Origin of the sequence: Kaistia adipata DSM 17808 (genome assembly GCF_000423225.1) — a bacterium.
In the GTDB taxonomy this organism is placed as follows: domain Bacteria; phylum Pseudomonadota; class Alphaproteobacteria; order Rhizobiales; family Kaistiaceae; genus Kaistia; species Kaistia adipata.
Map to the genome: position 1 here is coordinate 646,992 of NZ_AUHO01000006.1, position 19,620 is coordinate 666,611.

19 protein-coding genes and 1 other annotated feature are annotated in these 19,620 nt (G+C 67.5%); of the genes, 6 read left to right on the forward strand and 13 right to left on the reverse strand.

All coding sequences use genetic code 11. From position 1 onward, the window contains the following. Positions 1-21 precede the first annotated feature (21 nt). Positions 22-354, reverse strand: coding sequence for a hypothetical protein (locus G539_RS0103320; protein ID WP_029073937.1), 333 nt, complete (start codon positions 352-354; stop codon positions 22-24). 137 nt (positions 355-491) lie between these two features. Continuing rightward, complete coding sequence (locus G539_RS0103325; protein ID WP_029073938.1) at positions 492-1,973, reverse strand: SulP family inorganic anion transporter; 1,482 nt, start codon at positions 1,971-1,973, stop codon at positions 492-494. A gap of 78 nt (positions 1,974-2,051) precedes the next feature. After that, positions 2,052-2,107: a sequence feature (sul1 is cis-regulatory element that is thought to sense ions involved in sulfur or methionine metabolism; They are found in Alphaproteobacteria), on the reverse strand. Positions 2,108-2,249: 142 nt separating this feature from the next. On the opposite strand from G539_RS0103325, the gene G539_RS0103330 reads away from it, so the two are divergent. Then, positions 2,250-3,035: a VOC family protein gene (locus G539_RS0103330; protein WP_029073939.1), complete on the forward strand. Its 786-nt coding sequence runs from the start codon at positions 2,250-2,252 to the stop codon at positions 3,033-3,035. A gap of 18 nt (positions 3,036-3,053) precedes the next feature. Here G539_RS0103330 and G539_RS0103335 read toward each other — a convergent pair whose 3' ends face one another. The 3 genes from G539_RS0103335 to G539_RS0103345 are packed head-to-tail and all read right to left on the reverse strand — an operon-like array spanning position 3,054 to position 5,661. Continuing rightward, complete coding sequence (locus tag G539_RS0103335) at positions 3,054-3,458, reverse strand: VOC family protein (protein ID WP_029073940.1); 405 nt, start codon at positions 3,456-3,458, stop codon at positions 3,054-3,056. 35 nt (positions 3,459-3,493) lie between these two features. Next, a complete protein-coding gene (locus G539_RS0103340; protein ID WP_029073941.1) occupies positions 3,494-4,267 on the reverse strand; it encodes a slipin family protein in 774 nt (257 codons plus the stop codon). Then, positions 4,264-5,661, reverse strand: coding sequence for an NfeD family protein (locus G539_RS0103345; protein WP_029073942.1), 1,398 nt, complete (start codon positions 5,659-5,661; stop codon positions 4,264-4,266). Before G539_RS0103345 ends, G539_RS0103340 begins: the two co-directional genes overlap by 4 nt. A 244-nt stretch (positions 5,662-5,905) precedes the next feature. On the opposite strand from G539_RS0103345, the gene G539_RS0103350 reads away from it, so the two are divergent. Beyond that, positions 5,906-6,709, forward strand: coding sequence for a DUF2189 domain-containing protein (locus tag G539_RS0103350; RefSeq protein WP_425402340.1), 804 nt, complete (start codon positions 5,906-5,908; stop codon positions 6,707-6,709). Between the two features lie 45 nt (positions 6,710-6,754). Here G539_RS0103350 and G539_RS23550 read toward each other — a convergent pair whose 3' ends face one another. After that, positions 6,755-7,345 carry a hypothetical protein gene (locus G539_RS23550; protein ID WP_156911765.1) on the reverse strand — a complete coding sequence of 197 codons (591 nt, stop codon included), beginning with the start codon at positions 7,343-7,345 and terminating at the stop codon, positions 6,755-6,757. A 282-nt stretch (positions 7,346-7,627) separates the two neighbouring features. Here G539_RS23550 and G539_RS26500 point away from each other — a divergent pair, with 282 nt between their 5' ends. From G539_RS26500 to G539_RS0103370, 3 genes are all read left to right on the forward strand, one after another. Then, positions 7,628-7,774, forward strand: a complete 147-nt coding sequence (locus G539_RS26500) for a DUF1127 domain-containing protein (protein ID WP_084639832.1) — start codon at positions 7,628-7,630, stop codon at positions 7,772-7,774. A gap of 197 nt (positions 7,775-7,971) precedes the next feature. Beyond that, positions 7,972-9,378, forward strand: coding sequence for a methylenetetrahydrofolate--tRNA-(uracil(54)-C(5))-methyltransferase (FADH(2)-oxidizing) TrmFO (gene trmFO, locus G539_RS0103365; RefSeq protein WP_035830265.1), 1,407 nt, complete (start codon positions 7,972-7,974; stop codon positions 9,376-9,378). 146 nt (positions 9,379-9,524) lie between these two features. Further along, positions 9,525-11,279 carry a B12-binding domain-containing radical SAM protein gene (locus G539_RS0103370; protein WP_029073945.1) on the forward strand — a complete coding sequence of 585 codons (1,755 nt, stop codon included), beginning with the start codon at positions 9,525-9,527 and terminating at the stop codon, positions 11,277-11,279. A gap of 383 nt (positions 11,280-11,662) precedes the next feature. Here the strand turns inward: G539_RS0103370 and G539_RS0103375 are convergent, their stop codons facing one another. The 5 genes from G539_RS0103375 to yajC form a co-directional block, all read right to left on the reverse strand. Beyond that, positions 11,663-12,505 (reverse strand): phytoene/squalene synthase family protein, encoded by an 843-nt coding sequence (locus G539_RS0103375; protein WP_029073946.1) that lies wholly within the window; start codon positions 12,503-12,505, stop codon positions 11,663-11,665. Positions 12,506-12,516: 11 nt separating this feature from the next. After that, the gene (locus tag G539_RS0103380; RefSeq protein ID WP_029073947.1) at positions 12,517-12,915 is read right to left on the reverse strand and encodes an Mth938-like domain-containing protein; all 399 of its coding nucleotides are present in this window, start codon (positions 12,913-12,915) and stop codon (positions 12,517-12,519) included. 5 nt (positions 12,916-12,920) lie between these two features. Next, positions 12,921-13,859 carry a protein translocase subunit SecF gene (secF, locus tag G539_RS27465; RefSeq protein WP_029073948.1) on the reverse strand — a complete coding sequence of 313 codons (939 nt, stop codon included), beginning with the start codon at positions 13,857-13,859 and terminating at the stop codon, positions 12,921-12,923. Between the two features lie 11 nt (positions 13,860-13,870). Then, positions 13,871-15,469: a protein translocase subunit SecD gene (gene secD, locus G539_RS27470; RefSeq protein WP_029073949.1), complete on the reverse strand. Its 1,599-nt coding sequence runs from the start codon at positions 15,467-15,469 to the stop codon at positions 13,871-13,873. A gap of 63 nt (positions 15,470-15,532) precedes the next feature. After that, a complete protein-coding gene (gene yajC / locus G539_RS0103395; RefSeq protein WP_029073950.1) occupies positions 15,533-15,871 on the reverse strand; it encodes a preprotein translocase subunit YajC in 339 nt (112 codons plus the stop codon). Positions 15,872-16,199: 328 nt separating this feature from the next. On the opposite strand from yajC, the gene G539_RS0103400 reads away from it, so the two are divergent. Beyond that, positions 16,200-17,084 carry an ATP-binding protein gene (locus G539_RS0103400; RefSeq protein ID WP_029073951.1) on the forward strand — a complete coding sequence of 295 codons (885 nt, stop codon included), beginning with the start codon at positions 16,200-16,202 and terminating at the stop codon, positions 17,082-17,084. 69 nt (positions 17,085-17,153) lie between these two features. Here the strand turns inward: G539_RS0103400 and G539_RS0103405 are convergent, their stop codons facing one another. Together G539_RS0103405 and G539_RS0103410 are read right to left on the reverse strand one after the other, a co-directional pair. Further along, a complete protein-coding gene (locus tag G539_RS0103405; RefSeq protein ID WP_029073952.1) occupies positions 17,154-18,641 on the reverse strand; it encodes a peptidoglycan DD-metalloendopeptidase family protein in 1,488 nt (495 codons plus the stop codon). 257 nt (positions 18,642-18,898) lie between these two features. After that, a complete protein-coding gene (locus G539_RS0103410) occupies positions 18,899-19,591 on the reverse strand; it encodes a protein-L-isoaspartate(D-aspartate) O-methyltransferase (protein ID WP_084639770.1) in 693 nt (230 codons plus the stop codon). Positions 19,592-19,620 lie beyond the last annotated feature (29 nt).

A 19,620-nucleotide genomic window follows, 5' to 3' on the forward strand; every position in this document is an offset into this window, starting at 1 on the left:
ATGTCTTCCCGAGGGGCTGGATCAGTAGCCGGCCATGCGGCGATATTCGGCCGCGCGGGCGGCCGCCTGCGACGCCGGCACCAGCGCGTAGCCGCGCTGGCCCATGCAGGCCTCGGCGGCGCGCAGCGCGGCGTTGTCGCCCGGCGCCTGGACGCAGGTGGCGCGGTCGGCCGCGAACTGGTCGGCGAGGGCCGGATTGGCGCGGCCGCTCTGGCCGTCCTTGCGTACCCAGGTGAGGGCCTCGGAAACCGGCGCGACATTGGACGGCGCAACCGGAGCCGGGCGCGACGAAACGCAGCCAGCCAAGGTGATGGCAGCGAGCACTGCGACCACTGCGGAGTTCAAATGATTCATCGGGGAGATTTCTCTGTTCAAGACGTTTCGTTCGGGGGCACGCACCGGACGCGACGGATACACGGACGCAATAGCGTAACAGAGTTGTGACGGGTTTGCGACCGATTGGCGCGGCCCTTCCGGGTTCCCCCGCTGCCTCAATGACTTGGCGCCGCGGCCGTTCCGTCCTTGTCGTGCGTGCCGAAGCGCTCGACCATGGTGGCGCTCGCCGCGTTGAGGCCGACCACCTCCACCGTCAGGCCGCGGGCCCGCGCCTTCAGCACCACCTTGTCGAGCGCGGCGATCGCCGAAATGTCCCAGAAATGCGCCGCGCCGACGTCGAAGACGACGCGCTCGACCGGCTCCTGCAGGTCGACGGACTCCGACAGCGTTCCGGCGGAGGCGAAGAAGACCTGGCCCTCGACGCGATAGGTCCGGGTCTTGCCGTCCGCCGACAGCACCGAGGTCACGCGGCTCAGGCGCGCCACCTTGCCGGCAAAGAACACGCCCGAGAGGAGGACACCGACCAGAACGCCCTTGGCGAGGTCGTGCGTCGCGACCACCGTGCCGACCGTCGCCAGCATGACGATGGAGCTGGGCACCGGGTTGCTGCGGAGCCGCGCGATCGAGCGCCACTGGAAGGTGTTGATCGAGACCATGACCATCACCGCCGTCAGGGCGGCGACGGGCACCACCGCCAGCAGATCCTGCAACGCCACCAGCAGCACCAGCAGGAAGACGCCGGCGGTCAGCGTCGAGAGCCGCCCACGCGCGCCGGAGGAGACGTTGATCACCGACTGACCAATCATGGCGCAGCCGCCCATGCCACCGAACAGCGCCGAGGCGATGTTGGCGGCGCCCTGCCCCGCGCATTCGCGGTTCTTGTTGCTCGGCGTGTCGGTCATGTCGTCGAGGATCTGCGCGGTCAGGAGCGACTCGAGCAGGCCGACGGCGGCGAGCGTCAGCGCGACCGGCGCGATGATGCGCAGCGTGTCGAGATTGAACGGCACGTCCGGCAGCGCGAAGCTCGGCAGCGCCGAGGGAAGTTCGCCGAGATGGGCGACAGTGCGGACGTCGAGGCCGAGCGAGACGGCGACGATCGTGACGACGATGATCGCCACCAGCGGCGACGGCACGGCACGGGTGAAGCGCGGCAGGCCGTAGATAATGGCGAGGCCGAGCGCGATCAGCCCGTAGGTGGCCGGCGGCACGTTCACCAGTTCCGGCAGTTGCGCCATGAAGATCAGGATGGCCAGCGCATTGACGAAGCCGGTCATCACCGACTGCGAGACGAAGCGCATCAGCCGCCCGAGTTTCAGCAGCGCCGCGACGATCTGGAACACGCCCATCAGGATGGTCGCGGCGAAGAGATACTGGATGCCGTGGTCGCGGACGAGACCGCTCATCAGCACGGCGGTCGCGGCGGTGGCGGCCGAGATCATCGCCGGACGGCCACCGGTGAAGGCGATGACGATGGCGATCACCACCGAGGCATAGAGGCCGATCTTGGGATCGACGCCGGCGATGACCGAGAAGCCGATCGCCTCGGGGATGAGCGCGAGGGCGACGACGAGGCCGGCGAGGAAATCGCGGCGCATGTTGGAAAACCAGTCGCGCTGGACGGTGGCAAGCCTGTTCATGGGATTTCTGACTGAGCAGCAGACGGGACATGTCGACACGGCCTTTGCGGCGGTGCGGAGTTCCATCGCTGTCATCTGCGTGGTCCGGCGGATCGGCGGCCGGAAGAGCCACCCGGATTCGCACCGGGTCCTGTCGAATAAGCTTCCATAGACTTACCAAGCGGCAGGATGCAACAGCCGCAAGGCCACCGGTCGTCCTTCGATCGTTCTACTCTCGCGATACCACCGCCGCGCCATCTCGTGTATGAAGATATTCCCTAGCGGAAGGAGGCCGGAATGACCGAGGATGCAAGCCGTTTCGTCTGGTACGAGCTCATGACCACCAGCACCGACGCCGCCCGCCAGTTCTACGGCTCGGTCGTCGGCTGGGGCACGCGCGACGCCTCCCAGCCGGGAATGGCCTATACGCTGTTCACCGTCGGCGACGTTCCGGTCGCCGGGCTGATGGACCTGCCGGAGCAGGCCCGGCAGATGGGCGCGCCGCCGAGCTGGATCGGCTATGTGTCGGTGCCGGACGTCGACGCCGCGACGGCCAAGGTGGCAAGCCTCGGTGGCGCCACGCATGTCCCGCCGACCGACATTCCCGATGTCGGCCGCTTCGCCGTCGTCTCGGATCCGCAGAAGGCGGCGTTCATCCTGTTCAAGCCGCTGCCGATGCAGGGCGTGCAGCCGGACCGGCCGCCGATGGGCACGCCGGGCCATATCGGCTGGCACGAACTCTATGCCGACGACTGGGAGAAGGCCCTCGCCTTCTATGGCGCGATGTTCGGCTGGCAGAAGGCCGACGCGATCGACATGGGCGAGATGGGCACCTACCAGCTGTTCTCCACCGCCGGCGGCGGCGATCCGATCGGCGGCATGTTCAACCGTCCGGCCGAGGTACCCGTCACCTTCTGGCTCTACTATTTCAACGTCGACGACATCGACGCCGCGGTGCGGCGGGTCGAGGCCGGCGGCGGCAAGGTGCTGAACGGGCCGATGGAGGTGCCGGGCGGCGCCTGGATCGTGCAGGGCCAGGATCCGCAGGGCGCCATGTTCGCGCTGGTCGGGCCCAGGGCCTGAACGGCCGACCCGCCCGCCTCAGCCGGTCGCGCCCTCGCCGCGGCCGGCATTGGCGATCTCCACGAGATTGCCGTCGGGATCCCGGAGATAGACCGAGAGCAGCGGCCCCTCGGCGCCGATGCGCGGCACCGGGCCGAGCTCGACGGGGACGCCCTGCGCGGCGAGATGGGCCGCAACGGCCTCGACGGGCGTCGCCGTGACGAAGCAGAAATCGGCGGAACCCGCGACGGCGAACCGCGCCCTCGGCTCGAACTCCTGCCCGACCTTGTGCAGGTTGATCTTCTGTCGGCCGAAACGCAGCGCCACCCTGTCCTCGGCGAAGGCCTCGACGCTCATGCCAAGGGCCCGCGAGTAGAAGTCGCAGGTCCTCTCGATGCTGGCGACGGTCAGAACCAGATGATCCAGATGGTCGATCGCGATCATGCTGCACTCCCTCCCACGATGACCGGCAATCTAGATCAACCCGACGTTTCAGGCACGGGGGTCGCACGCTGGAGATGCGACAGCAGATCGGTCGGCAGCGGAAAGACGATGGTGGAGCTGCGTTCGCCGGCAATGTCATGCAGCGCGGCGAAGTAACGAAGCTGCATCGCCTGCGGTTCCAGCGCCAGGATTCGCCCCGCCTCGACCAGCTTCTCCGCCGCCTGGTGCTCGCCCTCGGCGTTGATCACCTTGGCGCGGCGCAGGCGCTCCGCCTCCGCCTGCTTGGCGATGGCGCGCACCATGTTGTCGTTCAGGTCGATGTCCTTGATCTCGATATTGGCGACCTTGATGCCCCAGGTGTCGGTCTGCCGGTCGAGGATCGACTGGATGTCCGCGTTGAGCCGGTCGCGCTCGACCAGCATCTCGTCGAGCTCATGCTTGCCCAGCACGGAGCGCAGCGTCGTCTGCGCCAGCTGGCTGGTGGCGGCCATGAAGTCCTCGACGCGGATGATCGCGCGCTCGGCGTCGACGACGCGGAAATAGAGCACCGCATTGACCCGGACCGGCACGTTGTCGCGCGAGATGACGTCCTGCGGCGGCACGTTGTGGACGATGACGCGGAGATCGACGCGCACCATCTGCTGCGCGAACGGGATGAGCAGGATCAGCCCCGGCCCCTTCACACCGGTGAATCGGCCGAGCGTGAAGACGACGCCACGCTCGTATTCCCGCAGGATCCGGATGGCCGCCAGCAGGACGATGACCAGCAGCACCAGGACGAAGAGATAAGGGACGAAGATCAGCGTCATGGTCGTTCTCCATCGCGTTCGGCCCGGAGTCCGGCCCTGCGCCGGACCGACAGGCCCAGGCCGTCGACCGCCACCACCTCGACCAGCTCGCCGGGAGCGAGCGCGTCCGCTCCCTGCGCGCGCCAGCGCTCGCCCTGGGCGAAAACATGTCCTTCCGCCCCGCGCCAGTCGATCACCTCCGCCGTCGTGCCCGGCATCGCCTCGCCACCGACCAGCGCCGGGCGGGCGCGGATGCGCCAGAGCACGCGGGCGATCAGGAACGACAGGCCGAAGACGAGGATGGCGACGACGGCGAGGATCGGGCGCGACAGGGTGAAGCCCGGCGCGTCGACGCGGAGCAGCATCGCCGTCCCGAGCAGGAAGGCGATCAGCCCGCCGAGCCCCAGCACGACGGTCGGGTTGAAGACCTCGATGGCGAGGAACAGCAGGCCGAGCAGCATCAGGGCGAGGCCGGCATAGTCGATCGGCAGCAGGTTGAGCCCGTAGAAGCCGAGCAGAAGGCAGGTCGCGCCGACGACGCCCGGCGCCAGCACGCCGGGGCTCATCAGCTCGAAGAGCAGGCCGTAGACGCCGGCCAGCATGAGCAGGATCGCGATGTTGGGATCGGTGATGATGGAAAGCAGACGGATCAGCCAGCCGGGATCATAGGCTTCGACCGCGACGTCTCGGGTCGCGAGCGTGCGATGTCCCCCGCCGGCGACCTCGACCGTCCGGCCGTCAATCCGGGCCAGCAGCTCCGCCTCGTCCCGCGCCACGAGATCGATCGCGCCCGCGGCGAGCGCGGCATTGGCGGAGAGGCTGGCCGCCTCGCGCACGGCCTTCTCGCCCCAGTCGGCGTTGCGCCCGCGCAGCTCCGCCAGGCTGCGGATGAGCGCGACGGCGTCGTTCGTCGCCTTGGCCGCGTGGACATCGGCCTCGGTCTTCGCGCCGGCCTGCTTCTGCCCGTCCCCCGCTCCGTCGCCCGGCAGGCCCGGAACCGGCGCGCCGAGCTCGACCGGCGTCGCGGCGCCGATATTGGTGCCGGGCGCCATCGCCGCGACATGGGTGCCGTAGAGGATATAGGTGCCGGCGCTGGCGGCATGCGCCCCCGATGGCGCGACATAGCCGATGACGGGAACCGGCGACGCCATCAGGTCGGCAAGGATCTCGCGCATGCTGGACTCGAGTCCGCCGGGCGTATCGAGGCGGAGGATCACCACCTCGTCCCGCCGCGCCGCCGCCGTCGCCAGCCCTTCCTTGACCGCCCGCGCGGCCGCCGGGCCGATGGCGCCGTCGATGTCGATCCGCAACGCGGTGCGAGCCGCCGCGCCCGCATCCGGCGACCATCCAGCCAGAAGCGGGACCAGGAAGGCGGCGATGAGCGCCGCGAGCAAGGCGACTCGCACGGGTTTCACGCTCGGAACTCCTGCACATCATATGGGTGGTGACGGCGGATCCTTCCACTTTCACGTCACGCCGAAGCGCCGGCCGGGCCGGCTCGGGTCGGCGCCGAAAATCGTGATCGCATCCCGGCCGCATCCGCGCTAATCTGTCGCATATCGGGGATACGGCACGGCCGGCCCATCGGCGCGTCCGGGCCTGCACCGAAGTTCGCTCAACTGGGGGGCACATCAGGAGAGCACGCTCATGGCCGCGCATATGAGTGAGTCTTTCACCCATTCGCACCTGATCACCGGGTCGGTCTCGCCAGACACCATGCCGGTGGTGCGAAAGATAACGGTTGCCGACATCAAGGACGCGCTGCGCGAAGGCTGGGACGATTTCTCCGCCTTCCCGACCCACGCGATCTTCCTCGTCGTGATCTATCCGATCGTCGGCTTGCTGATCGGCCGGGCAGTGCTCGGCTCCGACATCCTGCCGCTGCTCTTCCCGCTGATGGCGGGCTTCGCCCTGCTCGGCCCGTTCGCGGCGCTCGGCCTCTACGAATTGTCGCGGCGGCGCGAACAGGGGCTCGACGTGTCGCTGCCCAAGATCCTCGAGGCGCGGCATTCGCCCTCGATGGGCGCGATCCTGATGCTCGGCATCGGGCTGATGGTGATCTTCTTCGTCTGGATCGCCATCGCGCAGGCGATCTATGTCGCCAATTTCGGCTACGCGCCGGCGGCCTCGATCCCCGACTTCCTCGGCAAGGTGCTGACCACCCCGGCCGGATGGGCGCTGATCCTCGTCGGCAACGGCGTCGGCTTCCTGTTCGCCCTGCTGGTGCTGACGATCAGCGTCGTATCGTTCCCGCTGCTGCTCGACCGCGATGTCGGCCTCGCCCCCGCGATCCTGACCTCGATCCGCGCCGTGCTGGCCAATCCCGGACCGATGGCGCTCTGGGGCCTGATCGTCGCCGTCAGCCTGGTGCTCGGCACGATCCCGTTGTTCTTCGGCCTCGCCGTCGTCCTGCCGGTGCTCGGCCACGCGACCTGGCATCTGTACCGCAAGGTCGTCGTCTAGCGGCTTCTTCGGACGCGGCCCGACAATCCAGGGCGGACCGGCGCGCTACCCGCGCCGGCCGCCTTCGCGCTTCCAGACATCGAGCGGCTTGATATCGGGCGGCTGGGCATTGGCGCGCACCCAGCTGTCGACCACCCAGCGCTTGCCGCCCGCCTTCTCGATGATGGTGGCGGTGTTGTGCGGATAGCGGCCGTCGAGAAGGATGCCGCGGCTGGCCGAGGGGCCGACCGTGTGGTGGCTCAGCCAGCCCTCGCGCGCGATCAGCTTCAATAGCGTCGTCGTGTTGGTCATCTCGTCGATGCAGTCGAGCTGCGACAGCGGCGTGTAGATCCCGAACTCCCCTTTGGCGCCGTCGCCCGTGGTTCCCGTCTGCGCGCCGGCCTTGCGCTCGTACCACTGGCTGGCGCGCGAGATGGCGGCGCGCTCCGCGGCGGGGCTGGCACGTCCGCCATCCATGATCCGCTTCAGCGCCATCAGGTCGCCGACGGAGAAGGTCACCGGCGACTTCATGCGGCAGCCATAGCCATGGCAGTAGCGGATCTTGACCGGCGACAGCGCCATCGCGGCGTCGAGCCCGGCCGACGCCAGGAGCAGCCCGGTGGCGGCGAGACCGCCGAGCCTGTGCTTCTTCAGCATTCCGATTTCCCCGTGCGGATCGTTGCGGATCAACCTGACCGCGAAGGCCCGATCGCCTCTGCATCCTGACGGCATGCTGCCCGATTGGGCAATATTGCAGTGCAACAATTATGCAGAATCGATTGCTGCTCTGCATCATATGCAAGCCAGCCATGCGCTTTCTCGCAGTGCTCGTTTTCGGCGGCTTCCCCTATATTCGGATCAACAAGGACGGCGCCACCCAAACAGATCGCCGTCGATGACGCAGTAGTCCGATTGTCCGAAGGGAAAAGAAAAATGGCCATGAACGTCCTCGCCTCCTACAAGACCTGGCGCAAGTATCGCGAGACCTACGGTGAGTTGATGCGCTTGACCAATCGCGAGCTGAATGATCTCGGCATCAACCGCGCCGACATCTCGCAGATCGCCAAGCAGACCGCCGGTTACTGATCCAGAACGGAATTCGCACGGGACGAACCTCCTCCCTCGTCCCCGCGATACGGCGCCAGCGAACCTCCTCCCTCGCGAAGCGCCACCCAAAGAGAACGCCCGTCGACCTCCTCCCCGACGGGCGTTTTTCTTTTGTCCGCTCGGCTTCGCCTTTTGCGCGGTTGTCGGAACGGCTGCGGCGCAATAATCTCCGCGCCATGAAAACAGACCCCATTCACATCATCGGCGGCGGTCTCGCCGGATCCGAAGCCGCCTGGCAGATCGTCAATCGCGGCATTCCCGTCGTCCTGCACGAGATGCGCCCCGTCCGCGGCACGGACGCGCACAAGACGGACGGCCTGGCCGAGCTCGTCTGCTCCAACTCGTTCCGTTCGGACGATGCCGAGACCAATGCCGTCGGCCTGCTGCACGCCGAACTGCGCATGGCGAATTCGCTGATCATGCGCATGGGCGACAGCAACCAGGTGCCCGCCGGCGGCGCGCTCGCCGTCGACCGCGAGGGCTTCTCGCAGGCCGTCACCAAGGCGCTCGAGGATCACCCGCTCGTCACCATCGACCGTCGCGAGATCGACGGCCTGCCGCCGGCCGAGTGGGACAACGTCATCATCGCAACCGGCCCCCTCACCTCGCCCGGCCTTTCCGAGGCGATCCGCGGCCTGACCGGCGCCGATTCGCTCGCCTTCTTCGACGCCATTGCGCCGATCATCTATTTCGACTCTATCAACATGGACGTCGCCTGGTTCCAGTCGCGCTACGACAAGGTCGGCCCCGGCGGCAACGGCGCCGACTACATCAACTGCCCGATGGACGAGGCGCAGTACAACGCCTTCCTCGACGCGCTGATCGCCGGCGACAAGACCGATTTCAAGGACTGGGAAGCCTCGACGCCCTATTTCGACGGCTGCCTGCCGATCGAGATCATGGCCGAGCGCGGCCGCGAGACGCTGCGCTTCGGCCCGATGAAGCCCGTCGGCCTGACCAATCCGCGCAATCCGACCGTCAAGCCGCACGCCATCGTCCAGCTCCGCCAGGACAATGCGCTCGGCACGCTCTACAACATGGTCGGCTTCCAGACGAAGCTGAAATACGGCGCCCAGACCGACGTGCTCCGCATGATTCCGGGCCTGGAGAACGCCCAGTTCGCCCGCCTCGGCGGCCTGCACCGCAACACCTTCCTCAATTCACCGAAGCTGCTCGACCCGCTGCTCCGCCTGAAGGCGGAGTCGCGCCTGCGCTTCGCCGGCCAGATCACCGGCTGCGAGGGCTATGTCGAGTCGGCCTCGATCGGCTTGCTCGCCGGCCGCTTCGCCGCCGCCGAGCGCCTCGGCGAGGTGCCGGTGCCGCCGCCGGCCACGACCGCCTTCGGCGCCCTGCTCGGCCACATCACCGGCGGCCATCTCGTCGACGAGGAAGCCGGCAGCCGTTCGTTCCAGCCAATGAACGTCAATTTCGGCCTGTTCCCGCCGGTCGAGATCCCGAAGGAGCCGGGCGTCAAGCTGCGCGGCAACGACAAGGCGATCGCCAAGAAGAAGGCGCTCACCGCCCGCGCCCGCGCCGACGCTGCCGCCTGGCTGAACGGCCCGGCCTCGGTAGCGGCCGAATAGGCCCTCAACCGGCAGGCGGCGCACGGCATTGCCGAACGCGCCGCCACTCCGTAAGGTAAGGCACATCCCGCATTCGGGGTTTCGCATGTGCCATGCCCGCAGGGGGAAGCCGCCATGCCGTCCGCAGAGCATCCGGAGCGCCGCCCATGACGCGGCGCTTCCTTCTCGTCCTGATCAAGCCGTCCCACTATGACGACGACGGCTATGTGATCCGCTGGCGCCGATCCATGATCCCGTCCAACTCGCTCGCCAGCCTCTACGGCCTGGCGGCGGATTGCGACGCGCGCAATGTGCTCGGCGCCGACGTCACCCTCGACATCCGCGCCATCGACGAGACCAATACGCGCGTCCGCGTCGGCGAGATCATCGAGGAATTCCGGCAGAACGGCCAGTTCGGGCTGGTCGGACTGGTCGGTGTACAGTCGAACCAGTATCCCCGCGCCCTCGACCTCGCCCGGCCGCTGCGCGCCGCAGGCGTCCCCGTCGCGATGGGCGGCTTCCACGTCTCCGGCTGCCTCGCCATGCTGCCCGACCTGCAGGTCGACCTGCAGCTGGCGCTCGATCTCGGCATCAGCCTATTCGCCGGCGAGGCGGAGGAGCGACTCGACCGCGTCTTGCAGGACGCCGCCGCCGGAACGCTGCAGCCGCTCTACAACTACATGAACGAACTACCGAGCGTCGAAGGCACGCCGCCGCCCTTCCTGCCGGCCGGCTACGTCGCCCGCACGCTCGGCGGCAACACCTCTTTCGACGCTGGCCGCGGCTGTCCCTTCCAGTGCTCGTTCTGCACCATCATCAACGTGCAGGGCCGCAAGTCGCGCCGCCGCTCGCCGGACGATGTCGAGAAGCTGATCCGCGAAAACCTGGCGCAGGGGATCCACAACTACTTCATCACCGACGACAATTTCGCTCGCAACAAGGACTGGGAGGTCATCCTCGACCGGATCATCGCATTGCGGGAACGCGAAGGCTTGAAGATCGGCCTGATGATCCAGGTCGACACGCTCTGCCACAAGATCCCGAACTTCATTGCGAAGTGCAAGCGGGCCGGCGTCAGCCGCGTTTTCATCGGGCTTGAGAACATCAATCCCGACAACCTGATGGCCGCGAAGAAGCGGCAGAACAAGATCACCGAGTACCGCAAGATGCTGCTCGACTGGAAGCACGAGGGCATCATCACCTATGCCGGCTACATCCTCGGCTTCCCGAACGACACGCCGGAGAGCATCCGCCGCGACATCGGCATCATCCAACGCGAGCTGCCGCTCGACATCCTCGAATTCTTCTTCCTGACGCCGCTGCCGGGCTCCGAGGACCACCAGACCCTGCATCGCAAGGGCATCGCGATGGATGGCGACCTCAACAAGTACGACCTGGAACACGCCGTCACCGCGCACTCGCGCATGAGCCAGGCCGAGTGGGAAGGCATCTATCGCGAAGCGTGGCGGCTGTTCTATTCGCCCGAGCACATGGTGACGATCCTGCGCCGCGCGGCGGCCACCGGCGTGAAGACCACCAGCATCATGAAGCTCCTGATGTGGTTCTCGACTTCCGTCGACGTCGAGCACGTGCACCCGCTGCAGGGCGGCGTCATCCGCTTCAAGGATCGCCTCGACCGCCGCCCGGGGCTGCCGATCGAGCCGGCCTGGCGCTTCTATCCCCGCCACGCCGCCGAGACGGTGGCGAAGAGCGCGAAGCTGCTCTGGCTGCTCGGCAAGCTTGAGTGGCAGCGCCGCCGCATCGAGAAGGACCCGGCCAGGAAGGCGTATATGGACGCGGCGCTGATGCCGGTAGCCGGCGACGAGACGGAGACGCTGGAGATCTTCAACCAGAGCGAAGCGGCGCGCGGCGCCGTCCGCCACGCCCAGCACATCGACGTGCTGACGCACGGCACGGCGTGAGGTCGGCGCTCTCGCCACCCGCTCGCCGCCGGAGGCATGGATCCCTGCTTCCGCAGGGATGACGGCGGTGGCTGTGGCAGCCTATTGAGCCTCGACAAGCGCCCTATTCACTTTTCGCTCCGGGAGGATCCGGTGGGCCACCTCATGAGGCACTGCCTCCTCGCCATCCGCTCGCCGTCATCCCGGACGCAGCGAAGCGGAGATCCGGGATCCACCCATCCGCAGCGCGGGACGGTCGTGAGCTGACGCGGTGTCGAGCACCGATGGACGCGGAATTGGCACGCAGCAACGGACGCCCGGCTCCTGAGGCGCGGAGGCATGGATCCCTGCTTTCGCAGGGATGACGGCGGAGGGTGTGGTAGCCGCGGAGCTGCGCGCGGAGCCTAAAACGCGCCCTTTCGCGCGGCGCGCCACAGCCACCATTGCCGCTTCCATTGTGGCGGGTCGACCGGGGTCTTGAAGGGGTCGTAGTCGGGACGGTCCATGAGGGCCAGCACCGGCTCGACGAGCGCGACCGGCAGGAACGCCGGCAGGACGGCGCGATCGGCGCCCGCGAGCGCCGCGCGAGCGGCCCCGAGATGGCGGCGCGCGGTGGCGCGAAGATCCGCCAGCATGCGCAGCAGTTCGGGCGTCGTGCGGCCGGCGAAGATGTCCTCGGCGCGGACGCCGTGGCGCTCCATCAGGTCGGCCGGCATGAAGAGCTGCTGGCGGCTGGCATGCTGCGGCAGTGCGCGCATGAGCCCGGTCAGGGCCTGCGCGACGCCGGCATGGCCGGCCGCATCGGCCGTGCCGGGATCCTTTCCTTCCGAAAGGATGAGCGCCGCGAGTTGCAGCAACGCCGAAGCCGTCTCGCCGGCATAGCCTTCGAGGTCGGTCAGGCTCGGCATCGGATCGTTGTAGAGGTCGAAGATGCGCGCGGCGATGAGATTGTCGAAGGCGGCGCGCGGCAGGTCGTGCAGGCCGATGGTCTCGAGCAGCGCCGCGGCGACCGGGTGGCCCGCCACCTCGCCCCGCGCCTCGCCCGAGAGCACGTCGCGCCACCACTGCAGGCGGATCTCGCCCGGCATGGGTCCGCTGATCGCCTCGCGCACCCGCGCGATCTCGATGTTGAAGGCGTGCAGCGCGAACAGATAGCGCCGCTTGGCCTCCGGCGCGAAGAGATCGGCCAGAAAGCGATCGCGGTCATGCGCGCGCACTTCATCGGCGCAAAGGGCGAACACATCCATGACAGAGCCGATCAGAGAACGATGAGCGCCGCCGCCACCGGGCGGCCCTCGGACAGAAGGATATTGTAGGTCCGGACCGCCGGTCCGGTCGCCATCACCTCGAGCGCGATGCCGACCTCGCGGAGACGCTCGCGCAGCCCCTTCGGCACGGCCGCGATATCGCGGCCGCAACCGAGCACCAGGATGTCGATGTCGGCCGCCTCGGCGAAGACCTCGGCGAGCAGATCCTCGGTGATCTCCGAGACCTGGGTCACAGGCCAGCCATAGACGCCGCTCGGCACGCAGAGCAGCGAGCCATCATGCGACATCTCCGCGAAGCGGAAGACCCCGTCGCCATAGACGTCGATCGGGGCCTGGCCGGGAAAGTGCTGCGGCCGCAGCGACTTCGAGGGCCGCGTGAAAAGCGCCATGCCGCTCAGGCCTTTCCGGCCGCCTCCGTTTGCGGCTTCTTGGTCAGGCTGTCCGGACGCAGGCCGAAATAGATCAGGATCGGCGCCGCGACGCAGACCGATGAGAAGATCGCCGCCAGCACGCCGAAGATCATGGCCGCCGTGAACGACTGGATGACCTCGCCGCCGAAGAAGTAGAGCGAGAACAGCGCGATCAGGGTCGTCACCGTGGTGATCACAGTACGGCCGAGCATGTCGTTGATGGCGCGGTCGATCAGGTCGCCGATCGCGATCTTCTTGTACTTGCGGAGCGTCTCTCGAATACGGTCATAGACCACGACCGTGTCGTTCAGAGAGTAGCCGATGGTGGTCAGCACCGCGGCGAGCGAGGTCAGGTTGAACTCGTGCTGCGTGACCACGTAGAAGCCGAAGGTCATCACCACGACGTTCGCGGCCGAGATGAACGATCCGACGGCGAACTGCCACTCGAAGCGGAACCACACATAGACGGCGATCGCCGCGAATGTCGCGAGCAGCGCCATGGAGCCGTTGAAGGCGAGCTCGCCCGAGACGCGCGGGCCGACGATCTCGGTGCGCCGGAACTCGGCCTCGTCGGCGAGCGCCGTGCGGATCTTGCCGATCGCCGCCTGCTGCGCCTCTTCGCCACCGTCCTGCTGGCCGATGCGGATGAGGATCGAGTCTTCGGCGCCGATGGTCTGCACCTGCACGTCGCCAAGGCCGAGGCCGTTCAGCTTCGAGCGCAGGGCCCCCATGTCGGGATGCTCTTCCTTGGTCTGGATCTCGATGACGGTGCCACCGAGGAAGTCGATGCCGTAGTTCGGGCCGACCGCGAAGAACAGCACCACCGACATGATCGACAGGAACGCGGCGAGCGGGAACGTCCACTTCCGCATCCGCATGAACGGGATGTTGGTCTGGTCCGGGACGATACGAAAATGTGCCATGGGATTCGTCCTCAGAGCGTGATCTTGGTCGGACGCTGCCAGCGCACCCACAGCGCAACCATCAGGCGCGTGAAGGTGAACGCCGTGAAGATGGTCGTCGCGACGCCGATGGCGTGGGTAACGGCGAAGCCGCGGATCGGGCCGGAGCCGAGATAGAACAGCACAAGTGCCGCGATCAGGGTCGTCACGTTCGCGTCAAGAATGGTGCCGAGCGCCTTCTGGAAGCCGGCATCGATCGACGCGATCGCCGATCTCCCCGCCTTGAACTCCTCGCGTATGCGCTCGTAGATCAGCACGTTGGCGTCCACCGCCGTGCCCACCGTGATGATGACGCCCGCGATGCCGGGCAGAGACAGGGTCGCCCCGAGCAGCGTCATGACCGCGAAGATCAGGACGATGTTCACGATCACCGCGATGTTGGCGATCCATCCCAGGAAGCCATAGGTCAGCACCATGAAGGCGCAGACGGCGACGGTGGCGATGATCGAGGCGAGCTTGCCGGCGGCGATCGAGTCGGCGCCGAGGCCGGGACCGATATTGCGCTCCTCGACGATGGTCAGCTTCGCCGGCAGCGAGCCGGCGCGCAGCAGGATCGCAAGGTCGTTGGCGGACTGGATCGAGAAATTGCCGCTGATCTGGCCGGAACCGCCGAGAATGGGCTCGCGGATGACCGGCGCGGAGATCACCTTGTCGTCGAGGACGATGGCGAAGGGCCGGTTGACGTTCTTCTGCGTGACCTCGCCGAAGATGCGGGCGCCGGTGCTCGACAGGCGGAACGAGACGACGGGCTCGTTGGTACGCGAGTCGAAGGTCGCCTGCGCGTCGGCCAGGTCCTCGCCCGTCAGAAGCGGCGCTTCCTCGAGCACATAGGGGACCGGCGGCGTGTCGGTCGAATTGAGCACGACGGTGCCGGGCTTGCGGGCGCCTTCGGGCGAGGCGCCCGTGTCGACGAGGTGGAAGGTCAGCTGGGCGGTCTGGCCGACCAGGGACTTCAGCCGCTCGGGATCGCCGAGGCCCGGGGCCTCGACGAGGATGCGGTCGGAGCCCTGGCGCTGGATCGACGGCTCGACCGTGCCGAGCTGGTCGATACGACGGCCGATGACCTCGATCGACTGGTCGACGATCTGGCGCACGCGCTGGTCGAGGCCGGCCTCGGAATAGCTCATCCGCACCACGCCGTCGCTGCCGACGTCGAGGTTGAATTCGTTGACGCCCGGGCCGCCCAGCGCCGAGGTGCCGAGCGGATTCTGGAGCGGTTCAAGCCGCTTCCGGACCTCCGGCAGCTGCGACAGGTCGCGGACGCGGAACTGCACGCCCTGACCCTGCACGCCGAGACCCGAATAGCCGATGCGCGGCTCGTCGAGCATCGCCTTGCGGATATCGCCGACAAGCGTGCGCAGGCGCTTCTGCACATAGTCCTGCTTGTCGACCTGGTAGAGCAGATAGGCGCCCCCCTGAAGGTCGAGGCCGAGCACCAGCTGCCGCTTCGGCACCCAGCTCGGCCAGGATTCGACGGTTTCCTTGGAGAACAGATTGGGAAGAGCGATCAGGAACCCGACGATGACTACCGTCAGGATCGAAATCATCTTCCAGCGTGTGAAATGCAGCATGGAAACCGTTCCAGTCGAGTGCGGCCCTCAGGCGAGCCGTTACATCAGGGGAGCGCGGAAGGCTTACTCGCCGTCCTTGGCCGGCTCGCCCTTGGCGCGCACGTCGGCGATCGCGGCGCGCGAAACGCGGACGCGGACGCCCTCGGCGATCTCCAGCAGGATTTCGGAGTCATCCACCACCTTGTTGATCTTGCCGATCAGACCGCCCGACAGAACGACGGTATCGCCCCGGCGCGCGTTCTTGATCATCTCCTGGTGCGCCTTCTGCTTCTGCCGCTGCGGGCGAATCATCAGGAACCACATGATCGCGAAGACGAAGATGAACGGGACGAACTGGATCAGCAGATCGGCGCCACCGGGCGCGGCACCGGCTGCCTGGGCGAAGGCGGGGGTGATGAACATGAAAAAGGATTCTCCCTTTGGGCTTTGGCGGGTCCGCTGATGGCCCGTCAGGTCTGGATGCGTCGTTTGCTCCGACCATCACTTAGGGAGGGACAGCGGTTCGCGAAACGGCGCGGAATATAACGACGCGGCAAGCCTTTGCAAATGGCCGCGCCCGCATGATAGTGGCGAATGTCGCCCGAAGCCTCCGCCCGAGGGCAGGAAGCGATCATCCGGACGGCCGAACGGGGCCCTTGCCATCGTTCGTACGCTTCCACCCCAAGCTGCCGGCGCCGCCCGCAGGCCTCGCGACCCGCGTGAGGTAAGGTGCGGCGCGAGGAAATGCACTGTGACAGAAGATCCCTTGAAGTCCGTCGCCGATCGTCTCGACCGGCTCATCGCGCTGATCGAGCGGGCCGTGCCGCCGGCACGCCCGAAATTCGATCCCGACACCGCCGACGCCTTCGTCTGGCAGGCCTCGACCGGCACGCTGCAGCCGGTGCCGAGGGTCAACCGCGTCGAGATGGTGCTGCTGAAGGGCGTCGACCGCGTTCGCGACATCCTGGTCGACAACACCGACCGCTTCGCGCGCGGCCTGCCGGCCAACAACGTCCTGCTCTGGGGCGCCCGCGGCATGGGCAAGAGCTCGCTGGTCAAGGCGGCCCACGCCACGATCAACAGCGACCTCGCCAAGCTGCCCGGCGGCCACCCGATGAAGCTGATCGAGATCCATCGCGAGGATATCGACAGCCTGCCCGAGCTGATGACGCTGGTGCGCGGCCTCGATCGCCGTTTCATCCTGTTCTGCGACGACCTTTCCTTCGACAATGACGACACGTCCTACAAGTCGCTCAAGGCGGCGCTGGACGGCGGCGTCGAGGGTCGCCCTGAGAACGTCGTGTTCTACGCGACGTCGAACCGCCGCCACCTGCTGCCGCGCGACATGATGGAGAATGAGCGCTCGACGGCGATCAATCCCGGCGAGGCGGTCGAGGAGAAGGTGTCGCTGTCGGATCGGTTCGGCCTGTGGCTCGGCTTCCACAAGTGCAGCCAGGACGACTATCTCGCCATGGTCAACGGCTATGCCGAGCACTACGGGCTGAAGGTGGAGCCGGAGGTCCTGCGCGCCGAGGCGCTGGAGTGGGCGACGACGCGCGGGGCGCGTTCCGGTCGCGTGGCCTGGCAGTATGTGCAGGATCTGGCGGGGCGACTTGGGGTCGCTCTGAAGGGCTGAAGCCGCCCCACCAGCTTAGTGACCGACCGACCCTCACGAGACGAGGTCGGTCGGCCAAGGATCAGTCGGTCAGCTCTGGAGGTAATCCAGCGGGTTGACCGGCTTCGAGCCGCGGCGAAGCTCGAAATGCAGCTGCGGCGCATTGACCGAGCCCGACGAGCCGGCCTGCGAGATGATCTGGCCGCGACGCACGGTATCGCCGCGCTTGACCAGGATCTTGCTGTTGTGGGCGTAGGCGGAGACCCAGCCGTCGGCATGGCGCACCAGCACCAGGTTGCCGTAGCCTTCCAGTTCGCTGCCGGCATAGATCACGGTGCCGGCCTCGGCCGCCTTGACCGACGTTCCTTCCGGCACGGCGAGATTGATGCCGTCGTTCTTCTCGCCCGTCGCCGAGGCACCGAAGCCCGTGATGATCCGCCCGCGCACCGGCCAGCGGAAGGTCGTGCCATTGGCCGAGCCCGGATCCAGGCTCGCATTGGTGGCGTCGGCCTTGTCGGACGACGGCGGCGCATAGGCGACCGGCGCGTTCGCGGCCGGCTTGGTGATCGAGGCCGCCTCGGCGAGACCCGAGTCGGGCTTGGCGACAGCGGCCGTCGTCGCCGGATCGACCGCCTTCTGCGGCGCGTTGGCGGCAACCGGCTTGGCGTTCGGATCGTCGCCGCGCGGCTTCTCCTCGCGACGGGCCGGATCGGAACGCAGCGCCACCGCCTGCGGATTCTCGCCCTTGCCCGGAATGCGGAGCGTCTGGCCCGACCTGAGCTGGTTGGTCGAGGTCAGGTTGTTGGCGCTCGCGATATCCTTGGCGCTGATGCCGTAGAGCCGCGCGATCGAGGACAGCGTCTGGCCCGGCGAAACCGTGTGCAGGCCATTGAGCGAGCCGCTCTCGGGCGAGACGGCGGGCTTGCGCTCGGCCGCCGGGGCGCTGGCGACGAGCTGGGCGTTCTGCGCTGCCGGCGCCGGAGCGGCGCCACCCGCCAAGCCGTAAGTCGGAATGGTCAGGCGCGTGCCCGCCCCGACCTGCGAGGGATTGGCGATGTTGTTGACGCGGGCGAGTTCCTTGATCGGAACGCCATAGCGGCGCGACACCGACGACATCGTCTCGCCGGGGCCGAGCGTCACCACGGTAGCGTTTTCCGTCGACCAGCCGGCGCTGCTGCGCGGCGGCTGGGCGGCGGAGGCGACCTGGGTGGGCGCGACGGACTGGGCCGGCGGCGTATAGGCGCCCGGCTGGCCGTAGGTCTGCGGCGCGCCATAGGACGGCGCGGCGGCGACGGGCGCCTGCTGCACGCCCGGGAGCATCGGCGGCAGATCGGAACGCGCCACCGAGCGCGACGGTGCCGGCGCCGTGACGACGTCGTTGCTGTAGCTGTAGTCGACCGGCGCGGGCATCGGCTGATTGCCGCCGATGATCTGCTTCTGGTTGGCCGTGCTGCCGGTGAAGATCGAACCGTAGCGCGAGCCGTCTGAGCTACAGGCCGCCGTCAGGCCAGCGAGCAGCGCGACGAACGCAACCTGGGAGAGAGTCCGAGACCGAAAAGAGGAGACATTTCTGCACATCGAGCCTACTCGCAACGCCACACCACACATGACGCCACTAAACGCCGGTAACGTTTATAAAGGCTTAAACACGAAACCGAATTTGATCCGCCGGCGACGCAACCCGTGCCGCGTCGCCGCAATTCCGGCCGTTTTCAGGAAATCGCCACGACGGAACGCGCGCCGATACGGTTAAGGCAGGCCCTCTCACGGCCGGCCATGAGAGACCGACGCGACCCGACGCCGAATCACGCCACCTTCGACAGGCTGGGGGATGATCAGAGGGCAGCCGCCCTGCCCCGGATCAGCGGCACCATGCGCACCGGGCAGATCGGCGTCGCCACCAGCTGGCGATCGACCCGCATGAAGCGGGTCATGGTCTGGATGCCGTCGTCGGGGCCGATCGGCATCACCAGTGTGCCGCTGGTCGTCAGCGATTCGATGAAGGCCTGCGGCACCGCTGGCGCCGAGGCCGAGCAGATGATCCGGTCGAACGGCCCCTTGTCCGGCCAGCCGATCAGGCCATCGCCGAAGCTGGAGCTGATATTGCCGATCCGGAGCATCTCGAACCGGTTCTGCGCCGCCGCCACCAGGGTGCGGAAACGGTCGATCGTGTAGACCCGGCGCGACAGGCGCGAGAGCACCGCCGTCAGGTAGCCGGTTCCCGTCCCGATCTCGAACACGCGGCAACGCGTCGTCGGCGCCAGCGCCTCGATCATGCGGGCGGCGACAATGGGCGGGGTGTTGAGCTGGCCGCAATCGATCGGCTGCGGTCGCTCGGCGAAGAGCGGCGCTCGCCTGCCATCGGACGACATGAACTGCTCGCGCGGGACCGACTCGAACGCGTCGACCATTCGGCGATCCATGATGCCGAACTGCCGCATGCGCAAAAGAAAGGCCGCGATCGGGACGAACCCGTCGTCGACCGCTTCCTCGTCCACAGCATGGAACTGAACCGCCCCGAGTGCCATACGCTACGCGCCCTCGCCTACTTGACGCT

Excerpts from the sequence above, each read along its gene's own strand:
- G539_RS0103320 (WP_029073937.1), bottom strand. The coding sequence starts at position 354 with ATGAATCATTTGAACTCCGCAGTGGTCGCAGTGCTCGCTGCCATCACC.
- G539_RS0103325 (WP_029073938.1), bottom strand. The coding sequence starts at position 1,973 with ATGAACAGGCTTGCCACCGTCCAGCGCGACTGGTTTTCCAACATGCGC.
- G539_RS0103330 (WP_029073939.1), top strand. The coding sequence starts at position 2,250 with ATGACCGAGGATGCAAGCCGTTTCGTCTGGTACGAGCTCATGACCACC.
- G539_RS0103335 (WP_029073940.1), bottom strand. The coding sequence starts at position 3,458 with ATGATCGCGATCGACCATCTGGATCATCTGGTTCTGACCGTCGCCAGC.
- G539_RS0103340 (WP_029073941.1), bottom strand. The coding sequence starts at position 4,267 with ATGACGCTGATCTTCGTCCCTTATCTCTTCGTCCTGGTGCTGCTGGTC.
- G539_RS0103350 (WP_425402340.1), top strand. The coding sequence starts at position 5,906 with ATGAGTGAGTCTTTCACCCATTCGCACCTGATCACCGGGTCGGTCTCG.
- G539_RS23550 (WP_156911765.1), bottom strand. The coding sequence starts at position 7,345 with ATGCTGAAGAAGCACAGGCTCGGCGGTCTCGCCGCCACCGGGCTGCTC.
- G539_RS26500 (WP_084639832.1), top strand. The coding sequence starts at position 7,628 with ATGAACGTCCTCGCCTCCTACAAGACCTGGCGCAAGTATCGCGAGACC.
- trmFO (WP_035830265.1), top strand. The coding sequence starts at position 7,972 with ATGAAAACAGACCCCATTCACATCATCGGCGGCGGTCTCGCCGGATCC.
- G539_RS0103370 (WP_029073945.1), top strand. The coding sequence starts at position 9,525 with ATGACGCGGCGCTTCCTTCTCGTCCTGATCAAGCCGTCCCACTATGAC.
- G539_RS0103375 (WP_029073946.1), bottom strand. The coding sequence starts at position 12,505 with ATGGATGTGTTCGCCCTTTGCGCCGATGAAGTGCGCGCGCATGACCGC.
- G539_RS0103380 (WP_029073947.1), bottom strand. The coding sequence starts at position 12,915 with ATGGCGCTTTTCACGCGGCCCTCGAAGTCGCTGCGGCCGCAGCACTTT.
- secF (WP_029073948.1), bottom strand. The coding sequence starts at position 13,859 with ATGGCACATTTTCGTATCGTCCCGGACCAGACCAACATCCCGTTCATG.
- secD (WP_029073949.1), bottom strand. The coding sequence starts at position 15,469 with ATGCTGCATTTCACACGCTGGAAGATGATTTCGATCCTGACGGTAGTC.
- yajC (WP_029073950.1), bottom strand. The coding sequence starts at position 15,871 with ATGTTCATCACCCCCGCCTTCGCCCAGGCAGCCGGTGCCGCGCCCGGT.
- G539_RS0103405 (WP_029073952.1), bottom strand. The coding sequence starts at position 18,641 with ATGTGCAGAAATGTCTCCTCTTTTCGGTCTCGGACTCTCTCCCAGGTT.
- G539_RS0103410 (WP_084639770.1), bottom strand. The coding sequence starts at position 19,591 with ATGGCACTCGGGGCGGTTCAGTTCCATGCTGTGGACGAGGAAGCGGTC.